At 66.3% G+C, this 26835-nt stretch carries 23 protein-coding genes; 15 read left to right on the top strand and 8 right to left on the bottom strand.

Going from position 1 to position 26835, the window contains the following annotated elements; genetic code table 11:
- Positions 1-295 precede the first annotated feature (295 nt).
- Positions 296-1429 (top strand): GNAT family N-acetyltransferase, encoded by a 1134-nt coding sequence (locus tag QFZ41_RS18385; RefSeq protein WP_429200055.1) that lies wholly within the window; start codon positions 296-298, stop codon positions 1427-1429.
- Complete coding sequence (aat, locus tag QFZ41_RS18380; protein WP_429200054.1) at positions 1426-2136, top strand: leucyl/phenylalanyl-tRNA--protein transferase; 711 nt, start codon at positions 1426-1428, stop codon at positions 2134-2136. The genes QFZ41_RS18385 and aat overlap by 4 nt, the downstream gene beginning before the upstream one ends.
- A gap of 129 nt (positions 2137-2265) precedes the next feature.
- On the opposite strand, the gene QFZ41_RS18375 is transcribed toward aat, so the two are convergent.
- Both QFZ41_RS18375 and QFZ41_RS18370 read right to left on the bottom strand, forming a co-directional pair.
- Complete coding sequence (locus tag QFZ41_RS18375; RefSeq protein ID WP_429200053.1) at positions 2266-3690, bottom strand: MFS transporter; 1425 nt, start codon at positions 3688-3690, stop codon at positions 2266-2268.
- Between the two features lie 210 nt (positions 3691-3900).
- Positions 3901-4770, bottom strand: a complete 870-nt coding sequence (locus QFZ41_RS18370; protein ID WP_429200052.1) for a pseudouridine synthase — start codon at positions 4768-4770, stop codon at positions 3901-3903.
- A gap of 60 nt (positions 4771-4830) precedes the next feature.
- Between QFZ41_RS18370 and QFZ41_RS18365 the strand changes: the two genes are divergently transcribed.
- Together QFZ41_RS18365 and QFZ41_RS18360 are read left to right on the top strand one after the other, a co-directional pair.
- A complete protein-coding gene (locus QFZ41_RS18365) occupies positions 4831-5871 on the top strand; it encodes an HDOD domain-containing protein (RefSeq protein ID WP_429200051.1) in 1041 nt (346 codons plus the stop codon).
- Positions 5872-6159: 288 nt separating this feature from the next.
- The gene (locus QFZ41_RS18360) at positions 6160-6744 is read left to right on the top strand and encodes a hypothetical protein (protein ID WP_429200050.1); all 585 of its coding nucleotides are present in this window, start codon (positions 6160-6162) and stop codon (positions 6742-6744) included.
- A 17-nt stretch (positions 6745-6761) separates the two neighbouring features.
- Here the strand turns inward: QFZ41_RS18360 and QFZ41_RS18355 are convergent, their stop codons facing one another.
- Positions 6762-7295, bottom strand: a complete 534-nt coding sequence (locus QFZ41_RS18355; RefSeq protein WP_429200049.1) for a hypothetical protein — start codon at positions 7293-7295, stop codon at positions 6762-6764.
- A 163-nt stretch (positions 7296-7458) separates the two neighbouring features.
- Between QFZ41_RS18355 and QFZ41_RS18350 the strand changes: the two genes are divergently transcribed.
- From QFZ41_RS18350 to QFZ41_RS18325, 6 genes are all read left to right on the top strand, one after another.
- The gene (locus tag QFZ41_RS18350) at positions 7459-8298 is read left to right on the top strand and encodes a restriction endonuclease (RefSeq protein ID WP_429200048.1); all 840 of its coding nucleotides are present in this window, start codon (positions 7459-7461) and stop codon (positions 8296-8298) included.
- Between the two features lie 113 nt (positions 8299-8411).
- On the top strand, positions 8412-9515 hold the full coding sequence (locus tag QFZ41_RS18345) for a type III polyketide synthase (RefSeq protein WP_429200047.1): 1104 nt from the start codon (positions 8412-8414) through the stop codon (positions 9513-9515).
- Positions 9512-10468, top strand: a complete 957-nt coding sequence (locus tag QFZ41_RS18340) for an aldo/keto reductase (protein WP_429200046.1) — start codon at positions 9512-9514, stop codon at positions 10466-10468. Before QFZ41_RS18345 ends, QFZ41_RS18340 begins: the two co-directional genes overlap by 4 nt.
- 10 nt (positions 10469-10478) lie before the next feature.
- Positions 10479-10919: a nuclear transport factor 2 family protein gene (locus tag QFZ41_RS18335; protein WP_429200293.1), complete on the top strand. Its 441-nt coding sequence runs from the start codon at positions 10479-10481 to the stop codon at positions 10917-10919.
- Positions 10920-10953: 34 nt separating this feature from the next.
- On the top strand, positions 10954-13320 hold the full coding sequence (locus tag QFZ41_RS18330) for a phosphoketolase family protein (protein WP_429200045.1): 2367 nt from the start codon (positions 10954-10956) through the stop codon (positions 13318-13320).
- On the top strand, positions 13317-14348 hold the full coding sequence (locus tag QFZ41_RS18325; RefSeq protein ID WP_429200044.1) for an acetate/propionate family kinase: 1032 nt from the start codon (positions 13317-13319) through the stop codon (positions 14346-14348). The genes QFZ41_RS18330 and QFZ41_RS18325 overlap by 4 nt, the downstream gene beginning before the upstream one ends.
- Before the next feature lie 354 nt (positions 14349-14702).
- Here the strand turns inward: QFZ41_RS18325 and QFZ41_RS18320 are convergent, their stop codons facing one another.
- Positions 14703-16220: a fumarate hydratase gene (locus QFZ41_RS18320; RefSeq protein ID WP_429200043.1), complete on the bottom strand. Its 1518-nt coding sequence runs from the start codon at positions 16218-16220 to the stop codon at positions 14703-14705.
- Between the two features lie 118 nt (positions 16221-16338).
- Here QFZ41_RS18320 and QFZ41_RS18315 point away from each other — a divergent pair, with 118 nt between their 5' ends.
- The 5 genes from QFZ41_RS18315 to QFZ41_RS18295 all read left to right on the top strand — a co-directional run bounded on the left by QFZ41_RS18315 (position 16339) and on the right by QFZ41_RS18295 (position 22261).
- The gene (locus tag QFZ41_RS18315; RefSeq protein WP_429200042.1) at positions 16339-17313 is read left to right on the top strand and encodes a thioredoxin family protein; all 975 of its coding nucleotides are present in this window, start codon (positions 16339-16341) and stop codon (positions 17311-17313) included.
- A gap of 197 nt (positions 17314-17510) precedes the next feature.
- On the top strand, positions 17511-18119 hold the full coding sequence (locus tag QFZ41_RS18310; protein WP_429200041.1) for a PadR family transcriptional regulator: 609 nt from the start codon (positions 17511-17513) through the stop codon (positions 18117-18119).
- Positions 18116-18868 (top strand): siderophore-interacting protein, encoded by a 753-nt coding sequence (locus tag QFZ41_RS18305; RefSeq protein WP_429200040.1) that lies wholly within the window; start codon positions 18116-18118, stop codon positions 18866-18868. The genes QFZ41_RS18310 and QFZ41_RS18305 overlap by 4 nt, the downstream gene beginning before the upstream one ends.
- Positions 18869-18983: 115 nt before the next feature.
- The gene (locus QFZ41_RS18300; RefSeq protein ID WP_429200039.1) at positions 18984-21152 is read left to right on the top strand and encodes an AsmA family protein; all 2169 of its coding nucleotides are present in this window, start codon (positions 18984-18986) and stop codon (positions 21150-21152) included.
- A gap of 212 nt (positions 21153-21364) precedes the next feature.
- Positions 21365-22261: a DMT family transporter gene (locus QFZ41_RS18295; protein WP_429200038.1), complete on the top strand. Its 897-nt coding sequence runs from the start codon at positions 21365-21367 to the stop codon at positions 22259-22261.
- Positions 22262-22722: 461 nt separating this feature from the next.
- On the opposite strand, the gene QFZ41_RS18290 is transcribed toward QFZ41_RS18295, so the two are convergent.
- The 4 genes from QFZ41_RS18290 to orn form a co-directional block, all read right to left on the bottom strand.
- Positions 22723-23658, bottom strand: a complete 936-nt coding sequence (locus QFZ41_RS18290) for an isopenicillin N synthase family dioxygenase (RefSeq protein ID WP_429200037.1) — start codon at positions 23656-23658, stop codon at positions 22723-22725.
- Between the two features lie 22 nt (positions 23659-23680).
- Entirely contained in the window at positions 23681-25084 is a 1404-nt protein-coding gene (glmM, locus tag QFZ41_RS18285; RefSeq protein WP_429200036.1) for a phosphoglucosamine mutase, read from the bottom strand.
- A 206-nt stretch (positions 25085-25290) separates the two neighbouring features.
- Positions 25291-26196: a dihydropteroate synthase gene (gene folP / locus QFZ41_RS18280; protein ID WP_429200035.1), complete on the bottom strand. Its 906-nt coding sequence runs from the start codon at positions 26194-26196 to the stop codon at positions 25291-25293.
- 4 nt (positions 26197-26200) lie between these two features.
- Positions 26201-26767 carry an oligoribonuclease gene (gene orn / locus QFZ41_RS18275; protein WP_429200034.1) on the bottom strand — a complete coding sequence of 189 codons (567 nt, stop codon included), beginning with the start codon at positions 26765-26767 and terminating at the stop codon, positions 26201-26203.
- Between the last annotated feature and the right edge of the window lie 68 nt (positions 26768-26835).

Raw genomic sequence — 26835 nt, 5'->3', positions numbered from 1 at the left:
CCAAGGAGCGGTGGCCCAAGGTGTGGTGGCCCAGGGAAGGGGTGGCCCAAGGAGGGTGGCCCAGGGAGGGGTAGCTCAGGGAAGGGTGGGAAGCGCGCTGGCGCGCGAAGGACCTTGCCGCAAGCACCCATCGCGCGCCAGCGCGCTTCCCACCACCTTTGGGCTTCCAACCACCCTTGGGCTTCCAACCACCCTTGAGCTTCCAACCACCTTTGAGCTTCCCACTGATTAGAGGTAGAGGCTTCCCACCACCTTGCCGCTTCCTCCCACCACCCTGGCACTCGCAGAGGGTTGCATGACCGAAACGCGCTTCCTCGACGGCCTCGGCGGCATTCCAGCCGCCGACTGGGACGCGCTCGTGCCCGACGGTAACCCCTTCGTGTCGCACGCTTTCCTCAGCGGCATGGAGGCGAAGGGCTGCCTGCGCGAGGACTACGGCTGGCGGCCGTACCACCTGGGCATCTTCGAACACGGCCGGCTCGTGGCCGCGGCGCCCACCTATCTAAAGGGCAACTCGCACGGCGAGTTCGTCTTCGACTGGAGCTGGGCCTCGGCATGGGAACGCGCCGGCGGAAACTACTACCCAAAGCTGCTCGTCGCATCGCCCTACTCGCCCGTGCCCGGCCCACGCCTGCTCGTGCGCGACGGCCTGGACGCCGAGGTGTTGCGCAACCAGCTCACCGCCGCACTGGTGGATGAAGCCGATCGCCTCGGGCTCTCCTCGATCCACGCCAACTTCCTTGCCGACGCCGACCTCGACGCTTTCGACGACCGCTGGCTGGCACGCGCGGACTACCAGTTCCACTGGCACAACCATGGCTACGCCGACTTCGACGACTTCCTCGGCGCGCTCACCTCGAAGAAGCGCAAGAACATCCGTCAGGAACGCGCGCACGCACACGCGGCGGGGCTCACCCTGGAGATGCGTGGCGGCGACGAGTTCAGCGACGCGGAGTGGCGTCAGATCCACGCGCTCTACGAACTCACCTTCGACATGAAGGGGAACCACGCGGCACTCACCGCGCGGTTCTTTCAATACCTGGGCCGCAGCCTCGGTTCCAATGTGCAGGTGGCGCTTGCTCGCGACACGCACGACATCGTCGCCATGGCGCTGTTCCTGCGTGGCGGCGATGCGCTTTACGGGCGCTATTGGGGCGCCAGCGTCGAGGTATCCGGCCTGCATTTCGAACTCTGTTACTACCGCGGCATCGACTACGCCATCCGCCATGGCATCGAACGTTTCGAGCCCGGGGCGCAGGGCGAGCACAAGCTCGCGCGTGGATTCCTGCCCACGCTCACGCACTCGCGCCATTACATCGCCCATGAAGGCTTCCGCCGCGCGGTCGCCGATGCGCTGGCGCATGAAGCGAGCCACCGCGAGGCGTATCGCGAGGAACTGATGGCGCATTCGCCCTACGCCGCCCGATGATCCAGTTGCCGCAATTGCATCGCACGCGCCTGGGCGTGTTTCCCGACCCGGAGACCGCGCTGGCCGATCCGAACGGCCTGCTGGCGTGGGGCGGCGACCTGTCGCCCGACCGGCTGCTCGCCGCATACAGCCAGGGCATCTTCCCGTGGTTCAACGCGGACGAGCCGATCCTCTGGTGGTCGCCCGATCCGCGCTGCGTGTTCCGCACCGACGGCGTGCACATCAGCCGGAGCCTGCGGAAGCAATTGCGCCATTCGGCATGGCGCGTGACAGCCGACACATCGTTCAGCCGCGTGATGCGCGCGTGCGCCGCGCCACGCGATGGCCAGCCCGGCACCTGGATCGGCGACGACATGATCGCCGCCTACGAGGAACTGCACCGGCGTGGACATGCGCACAGCGTGGAGGTGTGGGACCGGGGCTCGCTGGTGGGTGGTATCTATGGCGTGGCGGTCGGCCGGCTGTTCTGTGGCGAGTCCATGTTCAGCGCCCGCACCGGCGGATCGAAGGTGGCCCTGGCGGCGCTATGCAACCTGCTGCATGGCTGGGGCTTCCCCCTGCTGGATGCGCAGGTCACCAACGACCACTTGCTGAGCATGGGCGCGATCGAGATCCCCCGCCGCGAGTTCGTCGTGCAGGCGCGGATGTTGTCGGCGTTACCGGGTGTTCCCGGGCCGTGGATAAAACAGCCTGTCGCCCTTCCATAGCACAGCCTCGCCCTGCCCTGACTCTTCTAGCCGCTGGTTATCGCCGACAGGGTCGGCTCCCACCAAAGCCACTGCTATCTGGCTTCGCTGCTGCTACCTTGCTCTGGTGGGAGCCGACCCTGTCGGCGATTACCTCGCGCGGTGCCCGCTCATCTCCGCCCCCGCATTCCTCGGCAGCAACGCGCACACCGGCGCGGCCACCAGCGACACGAAGGTCACCACGAGGAAGGCCACGCTGAAATCCGGCAGCTGCGCGTCTTCCCGCCCATGCCACGCCACCGAGGCATGCAGCGCCGCCGACGCCACGCAGATGCCCAGCGACAGCATCAACTGCTGGAACGTCGTATAGAAACTCGTCGCGGCGGAAAAACGCTCGCTCGGCACGTCCGCATAGGCCACCGTGTTATACGCGCTGAATTGCAACGACTGGAAGAAGCCGCTCAACAACAACACCGTATAGATCGTCCACAGCGGCCAGTCGGGCCGGAACGCCGCGCACAGCGCGACGCACAGCATCGACAGCACACCGTTCCACACCAGCGTGCTGCGAAAGCCCCACATGCGCAGCACGGGCGCCGCCGTCGCCTTCATCAACATCGCGCCCAGCGCGGATACGAAGGTGACCACGCCGCTATGCGCCGCCGACAAGCCGAAGCCCAACTGCATCATCAGGGGCAACAGGAAAGGCACCGAACCGGCCGTGATGCGCGTTAGCGACCCCGCCACCACGGACAGCCGGAACGTGGTGAATCGCATCAGCGAAAGGTCGAGGATCGGATGCTCCGCGCGGCGTGCGTGCCGCACGTAAAGGGTTCCCACCAACAACCCGGCGAGGATCAGGCCGGTCGATCCGTACAGCGAGGTCACGCCATGGCTGACCATCTCGAGCCCGAATACCAGGCACGACAGCGACACACCGGACAACACGAAGCCGAGCCGGTCGAAGCGCACCTTGTCCGGCAGGCGCACGTCGGGGATGTATTTCGTGGCCAGCCACATGCCGGCGAGGCCGATGGGCACGTTGATGTAGAAGATCCAGCGCCACGACGCCCAGGTGACGATGAAGCCGCCCAGTGGCGGCCCCACCACCGGCCCGATCAGCGCGGGCACCAACAGCCACGACATGGCGGAGACGAGTTCGGATTTCGGCACGGAACGAAGGAGCACCAGGCGGCCGACCGGCACCATCATGGCGCCGCCGATGCCTTGCAACAGGCGCGAAAGCACCAGCAGCGTGAGGTTACCCGATACCCCGCAAAGGATGGAGCCGAGGGTGAACAACGCGATGGCCGTGCGGAAGACGTTGCGCGAACCGTAACGGTCGGCGATTGCGCCGCTGGCGGGAATGAACACGGCGAGGCTCAGCATGTACGACGTGAGCGCCACGCTCATGTGCAGTGGCGATACCTCGAACGATTCCGCCATGGCCGGCAAGGCCGTGGCGAGGATCGTGCCGTCCAGTTGCTCCATGAACATCGCGCTGGCGATGATCAGGGCCACGGTGCGGAAGCCTGGGGCGGGAGTCATCCGGGAAGCGGCGGCGGGGGAGCGCATAGTTTGCGCCCGTCGCTGTGAAAGGTCGATATCCCGATGATGCGGCCCTGCCCCGCGCTGACGCGCGAGCGGGTGGGAAGCGCGCTGGCGCGCGATGGGTGCTTGCGGCAAGATTCCTCGCGCGCGAGCGCGCTTCCCACCTGATCCAGGTCCAGCTTTTAATCCAAGCCCTGCTGCTAATCCAGGCCCTGCTGCTAATCCAGGCAGCTGCTAATCCAGACCTAGCTGCCGTTCGCTACGAAAAACGCGCTCCACCCCGCTCAATGGATCGACGAAGCGCAGCTCCCGTGCCAGCAGGCGTAATGGTTCCGCGAAGCCGGGCGCTTCATCGCGTAGCGTGGGGTAGACCGGGTCGCCCACGATCGGGGCGCCAAGCGCGGACATCTGCACGCGCAGCTGGTGTTTGCGGCCGGTGATGGGTTCGAGGCGGTAGAGCCACTCGCGGTCCCCACGTTCGATCACGTCGACCTTCGTGCGGGCGTTCGGCGCGCCTGGCACCTCGCGCATGCGGAAGAACGGCTCCCCGCGTTCGAGGCGGCTCTCGTACACGAAGGGGAACGCACGCTCGGGCAGCGGCGGTGCCACGGCTTCGTAGATCTTTGCGATGGCGCGGTCGCGGAACAATCGCGTATAGGCATCGCGGCTCGTGGGCCGGGCCGAGAACACCACCAGACCCGCCGTGGCCCGGTCGAGGCGGTGCAAGGCAACGAGGTCGGGGTTGTCGAGCCGGCGCACGAGGCGGACCGAGAGCGTCTCCTCCACGTAGCGCCCCGCCGGCATCACCGGCAGGAAATGCGGCTTGTCCACGACCACCAGGTCGTCGTCCACGTGGAGGACGGTCTCCTCGAACGGGATGCGTGGTTCGTCCGGCACTTCGCGCCGATAAGTGACCACGGCGCCCGGCCGGTACGGCGCCAGCCGATGCACCTCGACGCCATCCGCGGTGACCGCGCCCCGCTCCATCCGTTCGATCCAGGCCTCGCGGTCGACGGCGGGAAATCGTTCGCAGAGGAAGTCCACGATCGAAGCCCACCCCCCGGGCGGAAGGACGATGCGGCTGCTGTGCTGATGCGGGTCCATGGCGGCATTGTAGGGGCATATACTTCCGCCATCGTCCCACCCCCAGCATCGGAGCTTCCCGTGATCGGCCGGTTCTTCAGGAAGTGGTTCGGCGGCGCCAGGGCGCCCGCCGCCATCGCGCAGGATCGCTCCCCTCCGTTGCCGCCCTTGCCGCCGCCCACGATCGATGGCGAGGCACCGCCCGGCGCGCTCGCCGCGGACGAGGTCGAGGACCGTTTCTACCGGCTCGTCTTCGCCATCGGCCCGTCGCGCGATCCCGGCTTGTCGCCGGCCGAACAAACGGTGCTACGGCGCGTGCGAGAGACCTTCGGCGGCGAACGTTTCGACGTCGGCACCTTGCCCCGCCTCCCGGCCGTCGTGCCGCAGCTGATGCGCTCGTTGCGCAACGACGACGCCGACAGCCGCACGCTCGCCGAGCAGATCGCGCGCGACACGGTGCTGGTCGGCGAGATCATCCGCGTGGCCAACAGCGCGTACTTCCGCACGGCGCGACCGGTCACCAGCCTGCCGCAGGCCATCACCCTGCTCGGCCAGGACGGCCTGCGCCGCGTGGTGATGCAGATGGTGATGCGGCCGATCCTTCGCAGCGACGAAAGCGTGGCAAGCCAGCATGCGGGCGAGCGCCTGTGGGAGCACGCCGAGCGTTGCGCCCGCGCGTGCATCTTCCTTGGCCGCGGGGCGTGCGATCCGTTCGAGGCGTTCCTCGCAGGGCTGGTCAGCCAGACCGGTGCGCAAGCGATCCTGCGTGAGGTGGAACGCCTGCCCGATGCCGCGTCGATCGCCTTCAGCCGTCCTTTCGTGGCGGCGCTCTCGCAGCAGGTGGAACGGCTTTCACTGCATGCCGCGCGGCACTGGAATTTCCCGCTGCGCGTGGTGCAGGCCCTGGCCGAACGCGCCGATCCCACCGACGCCGGCGCACGCACGCCGCTGGGGCGCGCATTGCTCGCCGCCAGCCGCGTGGCGATGCTCGACGTGCTCGCCGATCACGGCGTCGCGGAGGCGGACGCCGTGCTGCTGGCCACACCGGTGCAGGGTTTCAGCCAGGAGTTGCTGGTGGCCGCACGCGACGACCTGCACGCCTCGATCACGGCCGATGCCTGATCTCGGCCACGAGTTGATTTGCGGGAGGGCGCGCAAGGTGAACTCCTGACTTCGCCACGCGATTTCGGCAGACGCCATGCAGGTGCCTCTCCCGCCATACGTCGTGTGGACGACAGCCGCCGAACCACCCGTTTCCATTTCGCTAATTCTAACGAACAGGCAACGCGGTCCCGTCTAGCGTGCGTACCGTCAAGGGTTCAGGCGCGACCACCCGGTGCCACGAAACAGGGGGAAGGACCGACGGTCCGATCACAGGGATACATCGTCAATCGTCCAAGGAGGACAACCATGTCAACGCCACTCGCAAGCCGTCCGGCTCGTGGATCCTGTCTCACCCTCGCCGTTGTCGCCGCGCTGTCCGGCGTGACTTTCTTCACACCTGCTCCATCGAAGGCGAATGACAATCACGAGTCCGTCGCCTGTATCGCGGGCATGCACAACGCGACATGGTCGCCGGGCGTGACCCAGTCGGTCGCTCTCCACACCGTTACGGTGGATACGACCTGGACCTGTCAACGGCAAGGCGTACCTTCGAGCGACGTCACCACCAGCGCGACGTCCCATGCGACATTCTCGACCTCGTTCTCGTGCGATGGCATCTTTTCGACGGAACCGACGACGTGGACCATCGTGTGGTCGGACGACCGCCGGCCCAAGACCAGCACCTTCGTCTTCGTCGCCAAGGCCGCGCCCTCCAACGGCAACATGATCGTTTCCGCTGACGGCGAGATCACCAGTGGGCGTTACAGGGGCCAGAACGCGTTGGCGCAGTTCACGCTGGCCAACCTCGCCGCCACGCTGAGCAACCAGTGTGCGACGCCCACGGGCATCACGAGCGCCAGTGGCAACGCGTCGCTATCGATCTCTCGATAGCGCACGGGCCGACCGGCTCAGTGCCGCACGGCTGTCGCCGGCACATCCGCCCACAGCCTCTGCGCCAACTGCGCGGAAGCGCCGTCGAGCAGCTTCGGCACCAGGACATCGAGATGCGGCGCCGCGGGATCGACCGGCAGCGACTGCTGGATGCGATAGGCCTTCGATGCAACGGGGCCGCGTGCCACGATGCGGCAGTTCACCACCAGTTCCATGTTCGCGAATGGCGCCTCGCCTTCCTTCGTCACGACCGTGGCCGTGGCCGCTTCAAGGCCACGGCAATTGATGATCAGGTCGGTGATGTATTTCGGTTGCAGCGCGCTGCGCAGCCGCGCCTGCACCACCGAAGCGATGTCCGGCGAGACCTGCACCTTGGCGGACGTGTCCAGCCCCGTCACCGTCACGACAGCGTCGCCCCGGTTGTCGACGGTCAGCCACGGCGAAGCCGGACTGGCGGACACCACGCTGTTCATATCGCTTTCGATCATCGCCTTGCCGCCACAACCGGACAGCACCACGACCGCTGCGGCGGCCAGTACCTTGTTGATCACCTTCAATTCCCCAGAACCCCCGAAAACAACCTGCCAATGTAACCGCGGCCACAGGATTCGACAATCGTCACAAATGTGAAGGGTTCCGCGGTTTAATCACGTCATGCCCTCGCGACGGGTTATCATGGCTGCTTGACAGCCCTTGGCAGGGACACGAAGAACGATGTTTTCGGCGCGACACCCCGCGGCCGCCGGCACGGACGCATTGGCACGGCTCAGTTGGCACGATTTCGAACACCTGCTCGCCGAGCACTACCGCGACCAGGGCTGGCGGGTGGAATACCACGCGCCGCCGACGTCGCTGAAGCACCTGGGCAGCAGTCTCGACCTGCGCCTGCATCGCGGCAACGAGACGGTGATCGTGCAGTGCAGGCACTGGGACGCCGCGGAAGTGCAGTTGGCGGAAGTAAACGAACTGCTGAGCACGATGCTCAACGAAGCCGCCACGCGCTGCGTGCTGGTCACGCGGGGACGTTTCAGCGCCGAAGCGCGTGCCGTGCCCCGGCGCCAGCCACGACTGCAGCTCGTCGACGGCGACGTGTTGCGCGTCATGCTCAGACTCCCCGGCCACCTGAACGCCCCGGCGCCCGGCATCGCCTTGCCCGCGGTCGCCGCTCGCAACGCCGCGGTAAAACGTCGACGCGCCGAGGGTGCGCATTCCCGCTTGCTTCCGATCCTGCTCATCGTCGGCATCGCGCTATTGATCGGCATCTTCGTGTGGCGCGCCATGGCGCCGCGCCACGAAGGCGTCGTGCCCATGCCATCCGGCGACAACACGATGGCGACGCCACCCCCTGCCCCTCCGGCACCGCCCGCCGTCGCGGCTTCCGCCACGACGACACCGGTCGATACCACCCCTGTCGAACCACCGCTGTCGCGCGAACTGGCTGAACGTGCACGTCTGAATGAATCGCTCCATGACACGCTCGACGCGCATCGACCGCCGGAAGACGCCATAAAAGTGCTGGAAAAGAACACCCGTGAGGTGGGCTCGGCCGAATAAGCGGCTTTGCATGTCGCGAGGCGTCGGCGTATATGTCTGGCGTGGACAACGAGCGCTCGTTCGCCCCGCGTCTCCCACATGGAAGTGGAATCGCCATACAAGGAAGTACGACGATGCCGACTCTTTGCCGTCCCGCGATCGCCGTTCCCGAGCACGTCGTCACTCTGGATGACACGCTTCGCCTGGCCCGCAGCCTTCACGCAAGCCACGGTCAGCTTCCCCTCGTACTGCGACTGATCCGCAATACCCAGGTCGCGGAACGCCACCTCGTGCAGCCGGTCGAACAGACGCTCCGGCATCCCGGGTTCGAGGCACGCAATGCGATCTATGTCCGCGAAGCCAAGGCGCGCATTCCCGACGTCGTCGAACGCGCCCTGACCCATGCGAAGTTGAGGCCGGATCGCATCGACGCCATCGTCTTCGTGTCGTGCACGGGTTTCACGATGCCATCGCTCATCCCATGGATGATCAATGAGCTGGGGTTTCGCAGCGACACCCGGCAATTGCCCATCGCCCAGATGGGTTGTGCCGCCGGGGGCGCAGCCATCAACCGCGCACACGACTTCTGCCTGGCCTACCCGGGTTCGCATGTGCTTATCGTCGCCTGCGAATTCTGCTCGCTCTGCTACCAACCCACCGACCTCGATGTCGGCAATCTGCTTTCCAATGGCTTGTTCGGTGACGCCGTGGCCGCCGCGGTGGTGCGTGGCGACCGCGCCGAGGGTTTCGGACTGGCCGGCAACGGGTCGCGCCTGGTGCGCGACACGGAGGACTGGATCTCCTATGCGGTCAAGTCCACGGGGTTCCACTTCCGGCTGGACCGGCGCGTACCGGGAACCATGGAGCAGCTCGCGCCGGAACTGCGCTCGGTCGCCGCCGATTTCGGCTGGAACGCGAGCACCCTGGACTTCTACATCATTCATGCCGGCGGACCGCGGATACTCGACGATCTTTCGCACCATCTCGGCGTGGCGCCGGCGATGTTCCGCCACAGCCGCGCCACGCTGGGCGAATACGGCAACATCGCGTCGGCTGTCGTGCTTGACGCATTGCGCCGGCTCTTCGAGGAAGGCGGTTCATTTCATGGCGCGCGCGGCCTCATCGCCGGCTTCGGCCCCGGCATAACGGCCGAGATCACCGTCGGCACATGGAGCCGGCATCCAGCCCATCCGACGCGGGAACCTGACCTTTCCACCAGCAAGGAAGCCATCACATGACCCCGAACCAGTACACCTCCGACCGATTTCGCCTCGGTGGCGACCTATGGGTCAACCGTCTCGGCTACGGGGCGATGCACCTCACCGGATACGGCATGTGGGGTCCACCTCCCGACAAGCGAAACGCCATCCAGGTATTGCGTCACGCCGTGCATGAGCTTGGCATCAACTTCATCGACACGGCCGATTCCTATGGTCCCGGGGACAACGAGGAAATCATCCGCAAGGCGCTTCATCCCTACCCCGACGACCTGGTGATCTGCACCAAGGGCGGCATGTTGAGGTCGGGCGAGCTGGACTGGATCCACGACGCGCCCGGTGCACCTTACATCGAGCCCCTGGGCGATCCCCGATACCTGCGCCAGCAAGTGGAACTGAGCCTGCGCCGGCTGCGCGTGGATTGCATCGCGCTCTACCAGTTGCACAGCATCGATCCGAAGGTTCCGCTCGCAGACACACTCGGTGAACTGGTACGACTCCAGGATCAGGGAAAGATCCGCCACATCGGGCTGTCGAACCAGCCTGGCGTGAGTATCGCCCAGCTCAAGGATGCGCAGGAGACAGCGAGAATCGTCGCGATCGAGAACCTCTACAACCTTGCCGACCGTGCCGACGACGACGTGCTGACATATGCCACGGAAAACCACATCGCCTTCATCCCATGGTTTCCGCTCGGCCACGGTGGCCTGGTCGGCCCGGGCAGCGCGCTGGCACCGATCGCCGCGCAATGGGGGATCACGCCCTCGCAACTGGCGCTCGCATGGTTGCTGCACCGGTCGGAGGCGATCCTGTTGATTCCCGGCACCACGTCGGTCCCGCACCTGACGGAGAACGCGGGCGCTTCGCGAGTCCGGCTCAATCCGGCCGAGGTACGTGCCATCGCCGAAGCGGCCGATCGCGCGGGCCTGCCCAGTTGGCGCCCCGTGCGCGACGCGCAAGTTGCAGGAGCATAACCACGTGTCCATGTCCGCTCCACACCCAAATATCGCCGTGCTTGCCGCGATCTATGCCGACCTGTGCCGCATCGACCGGTATGCGGATGACGATATCGTCCTGCATACCGCGCAACGCGTTGCGGGCAGCGGCCCTGCCCTCATCCGCGGCAAGGCGGCCGTCACCGAGAAAATGCGTGCGTTGCGCGCCCAGAGCGGCGGCACGTTGGACATGGACGTGGAACGCACCGTCGCCAACGACTATTTCGGGGCCGTCCTCGGGAAGATCCGCGTCCGAAGCGACGACCGCGCGTTCACCATGCCCTTCTGTGGCCTGTGGCGATTCCGCGACGGGCGCGTCGTGGAGCATTGGGAGAACGCGTACGACATCGCCGCGCTCGATGCTTTCATGTCCGGGATCCCACAAGCGACGCTCCATTCTTTCACGCCGGCACAATCCGCCTCCACCTAAGCTGAAGGGAGACCCCGTCGCCTGGAAGCCCCCCATGACCGAGACGCTCTCGCCCGACCTTCTGCGCCGCATGCACGCGTACTGGCGTGCCGCCAACTACCTGTCCGTCGGCCAGATATACCTTCGCGACAATCCCCTGCTCGAGAAGCCACTGGGCAAGGAACACATCAAGCATCGCCTGCTCGGGCACTGGGGCACGACCACCGGCCTCAATTTCATCTATACCCATCTGAACCGCGCGATCGTCGAGCGCGATCTCGACATGATCTACGTGATCGGTCCGGGCCACGGCGGCCCCGGCCTCGTCGCGCATACCTATCTCGAAGGTTCCTACACCGAGGTGTATCCGCACATCGACCGCAGCGCGGCGGGCATGCGCGAACTGTTCCGGCAGTTCTCCTGGCCTTACGGCATCCCCAGCCACGTCGCCCCGGAAACGCCGGGATCCATCCACGAAGGCGGCGAGCTGGGCTACTCGCTCTCGCACGCGTTCGGCGCGGCCTTCGACAACCCCGACCTGGTCGTGGCGTGCATCGTCGGCGACGGCGAGGCGGAAACCGGTGCGCTGGCCACGAGCTGGCACTCCAACAAGTTCCTCAATCCGGCACGCGATGGCGCGGTGCTGCCCATCCTCCACCTCAACGGCTTCAAGATCGCCAACCCGACGGTGCTCGCGCGCATCGAGCCGGAAGAATTGCGCGACCTCATGCGCGGCTATGGCTACGAACCGCACTTCGTCGAAGGGCACGAGTTCGAGCCCATGCACCAGGCCTTCGCCACCGCGCTGGATCGTTGTCTCGACGAGATCCGGCGCATCCAGGACGAGGCGCGCGCCGGTGGTGCGGACACGGCGAAGCGGCCGCGCTGGCCGATGATCGTGTTGCGCAGCCCGAAGGGCTGGACCGGTCCCAAGGAAGTCGACGGCAAGCCGGTGGAGGGCACGTGGCGTTCGCACCAGGTGCCGATCTCGAAGTTCGAGACCGAAGACCACGTCCGCATCCTCGAGGACTGGATGAAGAGCTATCGTCCAGAGGAATTGTTCGACGAGCGCGGTCGCTTCCGCGAAGAGTTCGCCTCGCTGGCGCCGACCGGGCGCCGCCGCATGGGCATGAACCCGCATGCCAACGGAGGCTTGCTGCTGAAGCCCCTGCACATGCCGCACTTCCGTGAGTTCGCCGAGCAGGTGAAGACACCGGGCGATCACAAGGCCGAAGCCACGCGCGTGCTCGGCCGGTTCCTGCGCGAGGTGATGCGCCAGAACATGCAGACCTTCCGCCTGTTCGGCCCCGACGAATCGGCCTCGAACCGGCTCGAAGCCGTCTACGAAGCCAGCGGCAAGACGTGGCTGGCCGGGACCGAGGCTGTCGACGAGGATCTCTCGCCATCCGGCCGCGTCATGGAGGTACTGAGCGAACACCAGTGCCAGGGCTGGCTGGAGGGCTACCTGCTGACGGGGCGGCATGGTTTCTTCTCCTGTTACGAGGCCTTCATCCACATCATCGATTCGATGTTCAACCAGCACGCGAAGTGGTTGAAGGTCACCCGCACGATGGCATGGCGGCCACCGATCGCCTCGCTCAACTACCTGCTGAGTTCGCACGTGTGGCACCAGGACCACAACGGCTTCTCACACCAGGACCCGGGCTTCATCGACCACGTCGCCAACAAGAAGTCCGAGATCGTGCGGATCTACCTGCCGCCGGATGCCAACTGCCTGCTCTCGGTCACCGACCATTGCCTGCGCAGCCGTCATTACGTCAACGTGATCATCGCGGGCAAGCAACCCGACTGGCAGTGGCTCGACATGGAAAGCGCGGTTCGCCATTGCACCGCGGGTGCGGGCATCTGGGAATGGGCCGGCCGAGGCGGCGACGACCCCGACGTGGTGATGGCCTGCGCGGGCGACGCGCCGACGGTGGAAGTGTTGGCCGCGGTGATGCTGCTTCGCGAGTACGTTCCGGATATTCGCATCCGCGTGGTCAACGTCGTCGACCTGATGTCGCTGGAGACGCCCGACGAGCATCCGCACGGCATGGACGACGACCAGTTCGACGATCTATTCACGCGCGACAAACCGGTGATCTTCGCCTTCCATGGCTACCCGGGCATCGTGCACCGGCTGACCTATCGCCGGCACAACCACGACAACATCCACGTGCGCGGCTACAAGGAAGAAGGCACGACCACCACGGCGCTCGACATGATGGTGCTGAACAACATGGATCGCTTCCAGCTCGCCCTCGATGCGATCAACCGCATCCCGCGCCTGGAAAGCCAGCGCGAGAAGGCGGCGCAGCGCTACTGGGCGGATATCGAGCGGCACAAGCTCTACGTCAGCGAGCACGGCCAGGACCTGCCTGACGTGCGCGACTGGCAGTGGAAGGCCGAGGAAACCGCATGAGCCGCGTGGGCCATGTGCTGGCCCTCAATACGGGATCGTCGTCGCTGAAGTACGGCTTGTACCGTGTGTCCGGGGATGCGTGCGAGGCTCTGCTGGCCGAACAGACGGATGCTCCCGGCGGCGACGCCGATCCCGTGGCGGCGATCGTCGGCACGTTGAAACAGCGCGGCCTGCCGATGCCCGATGCGGTGGGCCATCGCATCGTCCACGGCGGCCCGAACATCCGCGATCACGCGCGAATCGACGACGCGTTGATGGCGCACCTGGAAGAAGCGAAGGCGTTCGCGCCGCTGCATGTGCCGGCCGCCGTGGAGATGGTGAAGCGCGCCGTCCGTGCCTTTCCGGATGCGCCGCAGGTAGCGTGTTTCGATACGGCGTTTCATGCGTCCATGCCGGCGGTGGCGAAGGCCCTGCCCTTGCCCGCGGACCTGCGTGAAGGCGGCATCGAGCGCTATGGTTTCCATGGCTTGTCGTACGAATCGATCGTGCGGCAACTGGGTGAGACGATTCCGTCGCGCGTCGTCATCGCGCATCTGGGCAACGGCGCGAGCCTGTGCGCCGTACGCGACGGACGGTCGGTCGATACGACGATGGGGCTGACGCCGACGGGAGGCATCGTGATGGGGACGCGCCCTGGGGACCTGGATCCCGGCGTGTTGCTTTACCTCATGCGCGAGCGTGGTTACGACGCTAAGCGGCTGGAGTTGCTCGTCGACAGGGAATCCGGATTGAAGGGGTTGTCCGGTGGTACGAGCGACATGCGCGAGTTGCATGCCATGGACAATGCGGCGTCGCGGCTGGCGCAGGACGTGTTCGTGCACGTGGCGCGCAAGCATGTCGCGGCGATGGCGGCGTCACTGGGCGGGATCGACCTGCTGGTGTTCACCGGAGGGATCGGTGAGAACGACGCCGTGACGCGCGAGGCGATCGTGGCGGGGGTGCGCTGGATGGGCGGGTTCGAGGTGCGCGTGATGGCGACCGAGGAAGACGAGCAGATCGCTAGGCATACCTGGCGATTCGCTTCGTAGCGATCGCCGCTTAAGCGGCTTCCCACCAAACATCACCGCTCAAACGGCTTCCCACCAAACATCGCCGCTTAAGGGGCTTCCCACCAAGCCATGCTGCCGTAGGACTGAATATGCCCTGCCTGGTGGGAGCCGACCCTGTCGGCGATGTGGGAGCCACTCAGTGGCAAAGGTGGGAAAACCGCTTGAGAGGGTGGAAAGCCACTTCAGCGGCGAGGGTGGAAAGCCGCTTAAGCGGTGGGGGTAGAAAGCCACTTCAGCGGTGAGGATGGGAAGCCACTTCAGTGGCGACGGTGGGAAGCCGCTTAAGCGGCGATCCGCGCAAAGCGCGGCCCACCGCCCCAGCCCCCAACCCCATCAAACAACCACCACCGGAATCTTCCCGATCTTCGACCGCCACTCCTTCGGCCCCGTCTCATGCACCGACGTACCGGCACTATCCACCGCCACGGTCACCGGCATGTCCTTCACCTCGAACTCGTAGATCGCCTCCATGCCCAGGTCCTCGAACGCCAGCACACGCGACGCCTTGATCGCCTTCGACACGAGGTACGCGGAACCACCCACGGCCATCAGGTACACCGCCTTGTTGTCGCGGATCGCCTCGATCGCCGCCGGACCACGCTCGGACTTGCCGACCATGCCCAGCAACCCCGTGGACTCCAGCATCTGCCGCGTGAACTTGTCCATGCGCGTGGCCGTGGTCGGGCCGGCAGGGCCGACGACTTCATCGCGCACGGGATCGACCGGGCCGACGTAATAGATGAAGCGATTGGTGAAATCGACCGGCAACGTCTCGCCACGGTTCAACATGTCGATCATGCGCTTGTGCGCGGCATCGCGGCCCGTGAGCAACTTGCCGTTGAGCAGGATCGTCTCACCCGGCTTCCAGCTCTGCACTTCCTCGCGGGTGATCGTGTCGAGGTTCACCCGGCGGCCCTTGGAGGCGTCGTAGGTGAGCGTCGGCCAGTCTTCCAGCGACGGCGGATCGAGCGCGACCGGACCGGAGCCGTCGAGCACGAAATGCGCATGACGCGTGGCGGCGCAGTTGGGAATCATCGCTACCGGCAGGTTCGCCGCGTGCGTCGGATAATCCTTCACCTTGATGTCGAGCACGGTGGTGAGACCGCCCAGGCCCTGCGCACCGATGCCCAGCGCGTTGACCTTCTCGTACAGCTCCAGGCGCAACTCCTCGGCGCGATTGGACGGCCCGCGTGCGATCAGGTCGACGATATCGATCGGCTCCATCAGCGCTTCCTTCGCCAGCAGCATCGCCTTCTCGGCGGTGCCACCGATGCCGATGCCGAGCATGCCCGGCGGGCACCAGCCGGCACCCATCGTCGGTACGGTCTTGAGCACCCAGTCGACGATCGAGTCGGACGGGTTGAGCATGGCGAACTTGGATTTCGCTTCCGACCCGCCGCCCTTCGCGGCGACGATCACGTCGACCTTGTCGCCCGGGACGATGGAGACATTCACCACGGCCGGCGTGTTGTCGCGCGTATTCATCCGCTTGCCTGCCGGGTCGGCCAGCACCGAGGCGCGCAGCTTGTTGTCCGGATGGTTGTAAGCGCGGCGCACGCCCTCGTTGACCATGTCCTCGACGCCCATGGTGGCATCGTCCCAGCGCACGTTCATGCCCACCTTGAGGAAGACGGTGACGATGCCGGTGTCCTGGCAGATCGGCCGGTGCCCCTCGGCGCACATGCGCGAGTTAATCAGGATCTGCGCGATGGCGTCCTTCGCCGCCGGGGATTCTTCGCGCTCGTAGGCGGCGGAGAGGTTCCGGATGTAGTCCACCGGGTGGTAGTACGAGATGTACTGGAGAGCGTCGGCGACGCTGGTGATGAGGTCGTCCTGCTTGATCGAGGTCATGGCGCTGCGGCTGGCTCGCGAGGCTGGCAAAAGAGCGATTTTAGCGCACCGGGCCGGTGTAAGGTGCCGGAGCCACGGCCGGTCTGTTCAAGGCACCCCCGAGAACCACGGAGTTTCCATGCGCCACCCGTTCCGCGTCGCCCTACTCGTCTGCGCCCTCGCCGCCACCGCGCTGGGCATCGCGCGGCCGGTGGCGGCCGCCCAGACCGCCCCTGAATTCGCCGGCATCGCCACCTGGCAGAACTCCAAGCCGCTGACCATGCGCCAGCTCCGCGGCAAGGTCGTGCTGATCGATTTCTGGGCCTACTCCTGCATCAACTGCCTGCGCACCCTGCCCCACGTCACCCGCTGGTACGACCAGTACAAGGACAAGGGCCTGGTGATCGTCGGCGTGCATTCGCCGGAGTTCCCGTTCGAGAAACAGGAAGGCAACGTGCGCGACGCCATCAAGCGCTACGGCATCCGCTACCCGGTGGCCCAGGACAACGACCTGGAGACCTGGGACGCGTGGGACAACCAGTACTGGCCGGCGGAATACCTTGTAGACCAGCGCGGCAACGTCGTCGCCCACCACTTCGGCGAGGGCAACTACCTCGAGATGGAAAACGCCATCCGCACCCTGCTCGGCTTGCCGCGCCTGGCGGACGACACGGCCGTCGGCAGCGACAAGGATGCCCCGGACTTCACCCGGCTGGGCTCGCCGGAGATGTACTTCGGCAGCGACCGCGGCAAGAACAACGCGAGCCCGGAAGGCTCGGATAAAGGCACGCGCGACTTCACGGCGCCGTCGCGGCTGGAGCTCAACCAGTTCGCCCTGGTGGGGCGCTGGGAGATCGGCCGAGACAACGCCAGCCTGGTCGGGCCCAGCGGCGAGATCCGCCTGCATTTCAAGGCGAAGAAGGTGCACATGGTGGCCAGCGCGAACGATCCGGTAACGGTCGAGGTGCTGGTCGACGGCAAGCCGCAGGCACCGGTTACGGTGCAGGCGTCCCAGCTGTACACGTTGTACAGCGCGGAGGATTACAAGGATCACGTGCTGACGATTCGGATTCCGAAGGGCAATTTCCACGCGTTTACTTTCACCTTCGGGTAAGAGCATCGCCGACAGGGTCGGCTCCCACCAGGGTGCGGTTGCCTTGTGGGAGCCGACCCTGTCGGCGATCTACTTACCTCAAGAATCGGCCTCGCCGCACCCCTGGTGGGAGCCGACCCTGTCGGCGATACGCCCTTGCAAGAGTGTTTCTTAAGATATATCGTACGACCACTACGTACGATATATCGGAGAACCCCATGCACCTTTTCCATCACGCCCGGCACCGTTTCCACGAGCACATGGCCGCCATCGGACGGGGCGGTGGCGGCCGTTTCGGCGGCGGTCCCTTCGGTTTCGACGACCGTGACGGCATGCGCGGCGGACGCGGCGGCGGGCGCTTTGGCGGTCGCATGTTCGGCACCGGCGACCTGCGCTTGCTCCTGCTCGCCCTGATCGAGGAACAGCCCCGCCACGGCTATGAACTGATCCGTACCATCGAGGAAATGTTCGACGGCCAGTACAGCCCCAGCCCGGGTGCGATCTACCCGACCCTCACCATGCTCGAGGAACTGGGCTACGCCCGCGTCGAAGCCGAGACCGGCGGCAAGAAGCTCTACGCCATCACCGACGCCGGCCGCGCCTTCCTCGCCGAGAACCGCGACAGCCTGGACGCCCTCACCGAGCGCCTGCAGGTGATGTCCCGGCACATGCGCCGGATGACCGTGCCCAATCCCGTGCGCGAGGCCATGCATGTGCTCAAGCATCAGTTGATGAACCACCACAAGGCCTGGGACGACGCCGAGATGAAGCGCGTCGCCAAGGTGATCGAAGCCGCCGCGAAGGCGGTCGCGGAGCGCCAGGAATGAGCGAACGCCATGCGATCACGCGCGTACGCCACGCGCTGAAGATGCGCCGGCTCGAAGTGAACCATGTACGGCGCCTCACGCCGCACATGGTTCGCGTGACACTCGCCGGCGCGGATCTGGAAGGCTTCGTTTCCGCCTCGCCCGACGACCACGTCAAGCTGTTCTTCCCGATGTCCGACGGCTCGATCAACCCGCCCACGCTCGGCCCCGACGGCCCCGTCTACCCCGAAGGCGTCGAGGCCTCGCCCGCCCGCGACTACACGCCGCGCCGCTACGACGCCACGCGCAACGAGCTCGACATCGACTTCGTCCTGCACGGCGAAGGCCCCGCCTCCACCTGGGCGGAAAACGTCAAGATCGGCGACAGCCTCTGCGTCGGCGGTCCACGCGGCTCGATGGTCGTGCCAGACGACTTCGATCACTACGTGCTCGTCGGCGATGCCACCGCCCTGCCCGCGATCGGCCGTTGGCTCGAGGAAATGCCGGAGACCACGCCGGTGACGGTGCTCGTCGAGATCGTTTCGGACGAGGAGCGGCAGGCGTTGAAGCGCGATGTCCGCTGGTTCGTCGCGGGTGAATCGCCAGGTCTCGACGAGGCGTTGGCCGCGCTGCCCGTCCCCGCGGGCGACACCTTCTGGTGGGTGGCGACGGAGTCGAAACGCGCCCGCGCGTTACGCTCGCTGCTGGTCGAGGAGCGGCGCATCGACAAGGACCGGGTCAAGGCCACGGGCTACTGGCAGGCCGATTGATCGCACCGGATACTCACGCCAGCTCCACCTCGCTTAATCTTCACCTCCCAAGAACACATAACCTTGTCGGGCTTCAGGTTAACTCTGGACCCGTTGCAGGAGCGGAGGCGGCACGATGCGGCGAGGCAGGAAAATACTGGCGTGGGTACTCGGGATCCTGATCCTGCTCATCGTGGCGGTCGTGCTGTTCATCGCCTTCTTCGACTGGAACCGGTTGAAGCCCACGATCAACGAGAAGGTCTCCGAGGCGATCGGCCGCCCGTTCGCGATCAATGGCGACCTTTCCGCGCATTGGTCGCGCGAGCCCGGTGAAGGTGGTCTGGCCGGACTCATGCCCTGGCCGCACTTCACCGCGCGCGACATCACCGTCGCCAATCCGGATTGGGCGAAGTCGAAGCAATTCGCCACGCTGGCCACGGTGGACTTCCGTCTTTCGCCCTTCTCCCTCATCGCCCATCGCATCGTCGTGCCGGAGATCCGCCTCGGCCAACCGCAGATCGCCCTTCAGCGCGTGAAGAACGGCGACAACACGTGGACTTTCAAGCTACCGGAAAGCACCGGTCCCTCGGAATGGCAGCTCGAACTGAATGCCATCGCCTTCGACAAGGGCCACATCGATTTTTCCGACGCGATGAACCAGATCGTCATGGGTATCGACGTGACGCCGCTCGGCAAGGGCATTCCCTTCGACGAGATCATGGCGCAGCAGGAGAAGGATTCGCGCGCGCAAGCCAACAAGATCACCGGTGCCAGCGCCAAGGCGATGTCCAGGAGCGACGCCGACGAAAAGGACCGCCAGGACGAGACGAAGAAGAAGCAGGTCTACTACTTCGCCTGGGACGCCAAGGGCACGTACAAGAAGTCGACGGTGTCGGCCAAGGCGCGCACCGGCGGCGTATTGGCGCTTCGCGATGCCAACCGGCCCTTTCCCGTGCAGGCGGATGCGCGCTTCGGGGATACCCGCATCGCCTTCGTCGGCACGCTCACCGACCCGTTGAACATGGGTGCGCTCGACGTACGCCTGTGGTTCTCCGGCACGAGCATGTCCCACCTCTACGACCTCACCGGCATCACCTTGCCGGACACGCCGCCGTTCGCCACCGAAGGCCACCTCAAGGCGAACCTGAAGAAAGGCGCGAGCGTCTACACGTACGAGAACTTCACCGGGCGCGTCGGCGGCAGCGATCTCGGTGGCAGCCTCGTGTTCAACACCGGCGGCCAGCGTCCGAGCCTCACCGGCACGCTGAAGTCCAACCAGCTGCTCTTCAGCGACCTGGCGCCGCTGATCGGCGGCGGCTCGAACGAGGAGAAGGCACAACGCGGTGACGCGGTGAAGCAGCCGGCCGACAAGGTCTTGCCCGTGGAGCCGTTCAAGACCGACCGCTGGAACGCGATGGACGCCGATGTGCAGTTCACCGGGGTGAAGATCGTCCACGGCGAGCGTCTGCCGATCGACAACCTCTCGACCCATCTGGTGCTGAAGGATTCCGTGCTGGTCCTCGACCCGCTGAAGTTCGGCGTCGCGGGCGGCACCGTGGGCAGCAACATCCGCCTGGACGGATCGAAGACGCCGATGCGCGGCGGCTTCAACCTGGGCGCGCGCCACCTCAAGCTGAAGGAGCTTTTCCCGTCCTTCGCGCCGATGCAGACCAGCTTCGGCGAGATGAACGGCGACGCCTCCCTGACCGCCACCGGCAACTCCCCGGCAGCCTTGCTAGGCAGCTCGAACGGCGAGGTGAAGCTGCTCATCAACGACGGCGCGATCAGCAGCTCGCTGCTGGAACTGGCGGGCTTGAATGTCGGTAGCTACGCGGTCAACAGATTGTTCGGCGACGAGGTGGTGAAGATCAATTGCATGGCCGCGGATCTCGTCGCCACCAATGGCGTGATGGAGTCGCGGCTGTTCGCCTTCGATACCGAGAAAGCGCTGATCAACGTCACCGGCGATATCAATTTCCGCGACGAGAAGATCAACCTCGACATCGTGCCGCACACGAAGGGCTTCCGGCTGTTCTCGCTGCGCTCGCCGCTGTACGTGCACGGCACGTTCAAGGATCCCGCCCCGGGCGTGCATGCCGGCCCGTTGATCCTTCGCGGTGGCGGCGCCGTGGCACTGGCGGTGTTCGCCGCACCGGTGGCGGCACTCGCCGCCCTCGTGGTACCGGAGAGCGGCAAGGCGGACGCGACGCAGTGCAAGCCGTTGCTGGACGACCTGCGCAGGAATCCACCGAAGGCTCCGCCGGCCGGCAAGACGCAGCCCGCCGGGAAAGCGCGCGGCAACTGAAGGCCCGCGGCTGATCTAGCGCAACCGTGAGCACCCATCGCCGACAAGGTCGGCTCCCACCAGAGCCAGCCATCCCCCAGTACAGCGAGAACTGCTCTGGTGGGAGCCGACCCTGTCGGCGATGCTCTTGCCCTATCGACAATGCCTCCCGGTGTCGGCAATACCCTTACCGGCTCCTGTAAAACACCCCCGCCTTCGGGCAAGCTCTACCGATGTCTCCCTACCGCAAAGCCCACCTGCAGATCCACTTCTGCGTCCTGCTCTGGGGCTTTACCGCCATCCTCGGCAAGTTGATCACCCTGCCCGCGTTGCCCTTGGTGTGGTGGCGCATGCTCCTGGTGTCCGCAACCCTGCTTTGCGTGCCGAAGGTCTGGCGCGAACTGCGCGCGATGCCGCCACGCCTGCTGCTTTCCTATGCCGGCGTCGGTGTGATCGTCGCGCTGCACTGGCTCACCTTCTACGGCGCCATCAAGCTCGCCAACGCGTCCGTCGCCGCCACCTGCATTGCCTTGTGCCCGGTGTTCCTAGCGATCGTCGAACCGTGGGTGGCGGGGCGCCGATTCGATCCGCGCGAATTGCTGATCGGCGCGGCCGTGGTGCCGGGCGTGGCGTTGGTCGCCGGTGGGCTCCCCGGCGACATGCGGCTGGGTCTGGCCATCGGCGTGCTCTCCGCCTTATTCGTGGCCTTCTTCAGCGCGATGAACAAGCGCCTGGTCGACAAGGCCGACGCCCTGACCGTGACCTGCGTCGAACTCGGCACCGGCACGCTGTTCCTCACGGCGTTGGCTCCCTTCCTCGCCTCGCCCGCGTTCGTCCTGCCCGATGCGCACGATGGCGCGCTGATGCTCGTGCTCGCCTATGGCTGCACGCTGCTGCCCTTCGCGCTGGCGCTGGCCGCGCTGCGCCATCTCTCCGCGTTCGCGACGCAGATGGTGACGAACCTTGAACCGGTGTACGCCATCGTCCTGGCGATTCCACTGCTGGGCGAGCAGCGCGAGCTGGGCTGGACGTTCTACGCCGGCGTGGCGGTCATTCTGACCGCCGTGTTCGCGCATCCGTGGCTGCACCGCGGGGAGAAGGCGGAAGCGGCGGATCTCGTGACGCCGTGACGTTCGCTTGGGAGCATCAGCTCCGAGTGGGAGCCGACCTTGTCGGCGATGGGTGCTCGCCACAATCTGGCCCGCTGCCGCGGGATCGCCGACAGGGTCGGCTCCCACCAGGTCTATTCCTACCTGGCCTGCTCGATGCTGTCGTGGGAAGCCGCTTCAGCGGCGATGGGTGCTCGCCGCAATCTGGCCCGCTGCCGCGGGATCGCCGACAGGGTCGGCTCCCACCGGAGCCACCGGAGCTGGAGCCACCTCTGTCTCTCGGGGCGTCAGGCGCGGCCGCGGGCGCGCACGGTGCGCTGGCGGCGCGTGCGTTGGGCCGCCGAGCGGACGGCGGATTTTTTACGGGGCGACGAGCGTTTGGCTCGCGAAAGCGGGCGTGAGGGTGTCACTGGTGACTCCGGAAACGGAACCGGGAGGGTGGATGCTCTCCCCCTCCCGGTGAAAAACCCGCTAAGACGCGGTCAGATCAGCTTGATCTCCCGCAGACGTTCCTGAAGGTACTCGTGCGCCGTGATCGGCTCGGGGTAGCGCTTCGGGTTGTCGGGCGTGACGCAGGACGGCAGCACGTCGAGCACCACGTCGGGATTCGGGTGCAGGAAGAACGGCACGGAATAGCGCGGCTTGCGCGCGTTCTCGTTCGGCGGATTGGTCACGCGGTGGGTGGTGGACGGGTACACGTGGTTGGTCAGGCGCTGGAGCATGTCGCCGATGTTGACCACGATGGCGTCACCCTCCGTGGTGATTGGCAGCCAGTCGCCCTCGCGCGTGAGCACTTCCAGGCCTTCGGCGCTCGCGCCGACCAGCAGCGTGATGAAGTTGATGTCCTCGTGCGCGCCCGCGCGCACGTTCGGCACGTCGGCCTGTTCGATCGGCGGGTAATGGATCGGGCGCAGGATCGAGTTGCCCGAATCGATCTTGTCGTCGAAGAAATGCTCCGGCAATTCGATGTGCAGGGCCAGGGCGCGCAGCACGCGGGCGCCGAGCTGGTCCAGCGCCTCGTACAGCCCGTAACCGTGCTCCTTGAAGTCCGGCACTTCGGCCGGCCACACGTTGGGCGGCATCACGTCGGCGAACTTCGAATCGCGCGGGATCTCGCGGCCGATATGCCAGAACTCCTTCAGGTCGGCGAACTTGCTGTCCTTGGCGGTTTCCACCTTGAACGGCGTGTAGCCGCGCGCGCCACCGCCACCGGGGATGTGGTACTTCCGCTTGGTCTCGTCCGGCAGGGCGAAAAAGCGCTTGAAGGCGTCATACGCGCCGTCGATGGCCTCTTTCGCGATGCCGTGTCCGCTGATGCAGCAGAAACCGAATTCTCGGTACGCCGCGCCCAGCTCGGCCACGAAGGCTTCGCGGTCGGTCTCGTAGCGACGGATATCGAGGGTGGGAACCTTCTTCATGCTGTTTCCGCTGGTCGGAGGATCAGGCCGTGGCCTGGGCCGCCGATTTTACGGCGTCGGCCAGCTGCGCCGCCAGCCGTTCCACCTCGGCCGCGTCAGCCGCCTCGATCGTCACGCGCACGAGCGGTTCCGTGCCGGAAGCACGCAGGACCACGCGGCCGCGGCCTTCCAGCGCCGCCTCCACCTCGGCCAGCGCCTGTTTCACCGTGGGCGTGCCCAGCGCCGCCTTGGCGCCCTCGACACGCACGTTGACCATCGTCTGCGGCAACTTGACCAGTCCGGCGCGGGCCTCGGCGAAGGTCTCCCCGGCGTCGGCCAGGGCTTCGAGCAAGGCCAGCGCCGCGACGATGCCGTCGCCCGTGGTGAAACGGTCCAGGCACAGCACATGGCCGGAGGTCTCGCCACCGAGCACGCCGCCGTATTCCTTCAGCTGCTGCAACACGTAGCGATCGCCCACGTTCGCACGGACGAAGGGAATGTCCATGGCCTTGAGCGCGCGCTGCAAGCCATAGTTGCTCATCAGCGTGCCGACCACCGGGCCGGGCAAGGCGGCGCGGCGCTTCCAGTGCCGGGCGATGACGTAGAGCATGTCGTCGCCATCGGTCACCGTGCCGTCGGCGTCGACCACGCGCACGCGATCGCCGTCGCCGTCGAAGGCGATGCCCAGATCGGCGCCACGCGCGACCACGGCCGCGGCGAGCGCGGCGGGATCGGTGGAGCCCACGCCGCGATTGATGTTGAGGCCGTCAGGTTCGGTGCCGATGGTGGTGACCTCGGCGCCCAGTTCGCGGAACACCTTCGGCGCCACCTGGTAGGTCGCACCGTGCGCGCAGTCGAGCACGACGCTCAGCCCGCGCAGCGAGAACTCGTCGGCCACGGTGGATTTGCAGAATTCGGCGTAGCGGGTCACGGCATCGTCGATGCGGCTGGCCTTGCCCAGGGCGTCCGAGGCCACCGTCACGAAATCGGCCTCGATCTCGGCCTCGATCTCGGCTTCCAGCTCGTCGTCGAGCTTTTCGCCCTGGCCGGAGAAGAACTTGATGCCGTTGTCCTGGTGCGGATTGTGCGACGCGCTGATGACGATGCCCGCATCGGCGCGCAACGAGCGCGTGAGGAAGGCGACCGCCGGGGTCGGCATCGGGCCGAGCAGGCGCACGTCGGCGCCCGAGGCGACCAGGCCGGCTTCCAGGGCGGATTCGAACATGTAGCCGGACACGCGGGTGTCCTTGCCGATCACCACGGTGACCTTGCGGCTGTGGTCGCGGCGGTCCGGGCCGGCCGTGGCGCCACGACGGTCGGCGGCGCGGCGGCGCGCCAGCACGGCTCCGGCGGCGCGGCCCAGGCGGAGGATGAAGTCGGCGCTGATCGGGTAGGTACCGACGTGGCCTCGGATGCCGTCGGTGCCGAAATACTTGCGTTCACTCATGGTCTTATCGTCCTTGCGGGATCGGCAAAGGATACTCCGGCGGGGTGAAAGTGCCGGATATCTCGGAAGGGCTAGCCGGCTGGTGGGGCTATCGCCGAATCGCCGACAGGGTCGGCTCCCACCAGGGCGCGGTACCACCAGGGCGCGGTACCACCGGGGAGTGGGACCACCGGGGTGCGGGGCCATCGGGGGTGCGCACCGGGGCGTCAGTCGTCGTCGGGCCAGCGGGGCATCGACGGCTTGTCGTGGCGGGGGGCGGTGTCGCCGGCCTTCACGGCGGCCCAGACCGCCAGGGCGTCGACCGTGGGCGCCACGTCGTGGACGCGGACCATCACGGCGCCGCGCTGGACGGCGATCAACGCCGCGGCGACCGAGCCGTGCAACCGGGCGGAAGGGTCCTGCCGGCCGGTCATGGCACCGATCATCCCCTTGCGCGAGACACCGGCGTATGCGCCCGCGCCGAGTTCGGCGAACCGGCCCATTGCCCGTAGCAGGGCGAGGTTGTGCTCGAGGTTCTTGCCGAATCCGAAACCGGGGTCGACCAGCACCCTGCGCCGCTCGATGCCCGCCAGCTCGCAGGAGAACAGCCGGTCGGTCAGGAAGCGATGGACGTCGCCGACCACGTCGTCGTAGTCCGGGGCGTCCTGCATCGTGCGCGGCTCGCCCTGCATGTGCATGAGGCAGACCGGCACGCGCAGTTCGGCGGCGGTATCCAGCGCGCCCTCGCGGCGAAGCGCGTACACGTCGTTGATCATGCCCGCGCCCGCGCCGACGGCGGCACGCATCACCTCGGGCTTCGAGGTATCGATGGACAACGGCAACGTGGTGCCTGCCGCGAGGCGTTCGATCAGTGGCACGACGCGGCGGATCTCTTCCTCCACCGGCACCTCGTCGGCGCCCGGGCGGGTGGACTCGCCGCCGATGTCGAGCATGTCCGCGCCCTCTTCCGCCAGCTTCATCGCATGCGCGTAGGCGGCTTCGAGGGTGTCGTGCCGGCCACCGTCCGAAAACGAGTCGGGAGTGACGTTGACGATGCCGACCACGCGGGGGCGATCGAGGACCAGGGCGCGGCCGTTGCAGTCGAGCACGGTGGCGAAGGGATCGGTATTCATGGGCTCAACCCGGCTGCTGGCCGCCGAGCGCGCCCATGAAATGGCGGTAATAGCGCAGCTCGTCGATGGAATCGCGGATGTCCGACAGCGCGGTGTGCGCCGAGTCCTTGGCGAAGCCGCGGACGATCTCCGGCGACCAGCGCCGAGACAGTTCCTTGAGGGTGGACACGTCGAGGTTGCGATAGTGGAAGTAGCGTTCCAGCTTCGGCATTTCGCGGTGCAGGAAGCGGCGGTCCTGGCAGATGGAGTTGCCGCACATCGGCGACTTGCCGGCGGGCACCCACTGGCGCAGGAAAGCGATGGTCGCTTCCTCGGCCTGCTCCGGCGAGGTATCCGATTCCACCGAACGTCCCCACAGGCCGGAGCGCATGTGCTGGTTGCGATTCCAGGCGTCCATCTGTTGCAGGCGGGCATCCGCATGCGAGATGGCGAAGACCGGTCCCTCGGCGAGCACGTTCAGATCCTTGTCCGTCACGATGGTGGCGATTTCCAGGATGGAATCGTTATCCGTATCCAGGCCGGTCATTTCCAGATCGATCCAGATGAGGTTGTCTTCGTTCGCTGGCGTCATGGGCGCTCCTTTGGTACTGCGGAGTCTAACCCGCGGGGCCCCTGGCCTGCAGGAGCACCGGAACGTGA

The organism is Luteibacter sp. W1I16, from assembly GCF_050434905.1.
Lineage (GTDB): Bacteria > Pseudomonadota > Gammaproteobacteria > Xanthomonadales > Rhodanobacteraceae > Luteibacter.
The sequence above is the reverse complement of the archived record's forward strand: the minus strand, read 5'-3'. Positions and strand labels throughout refer to the sequence as shown.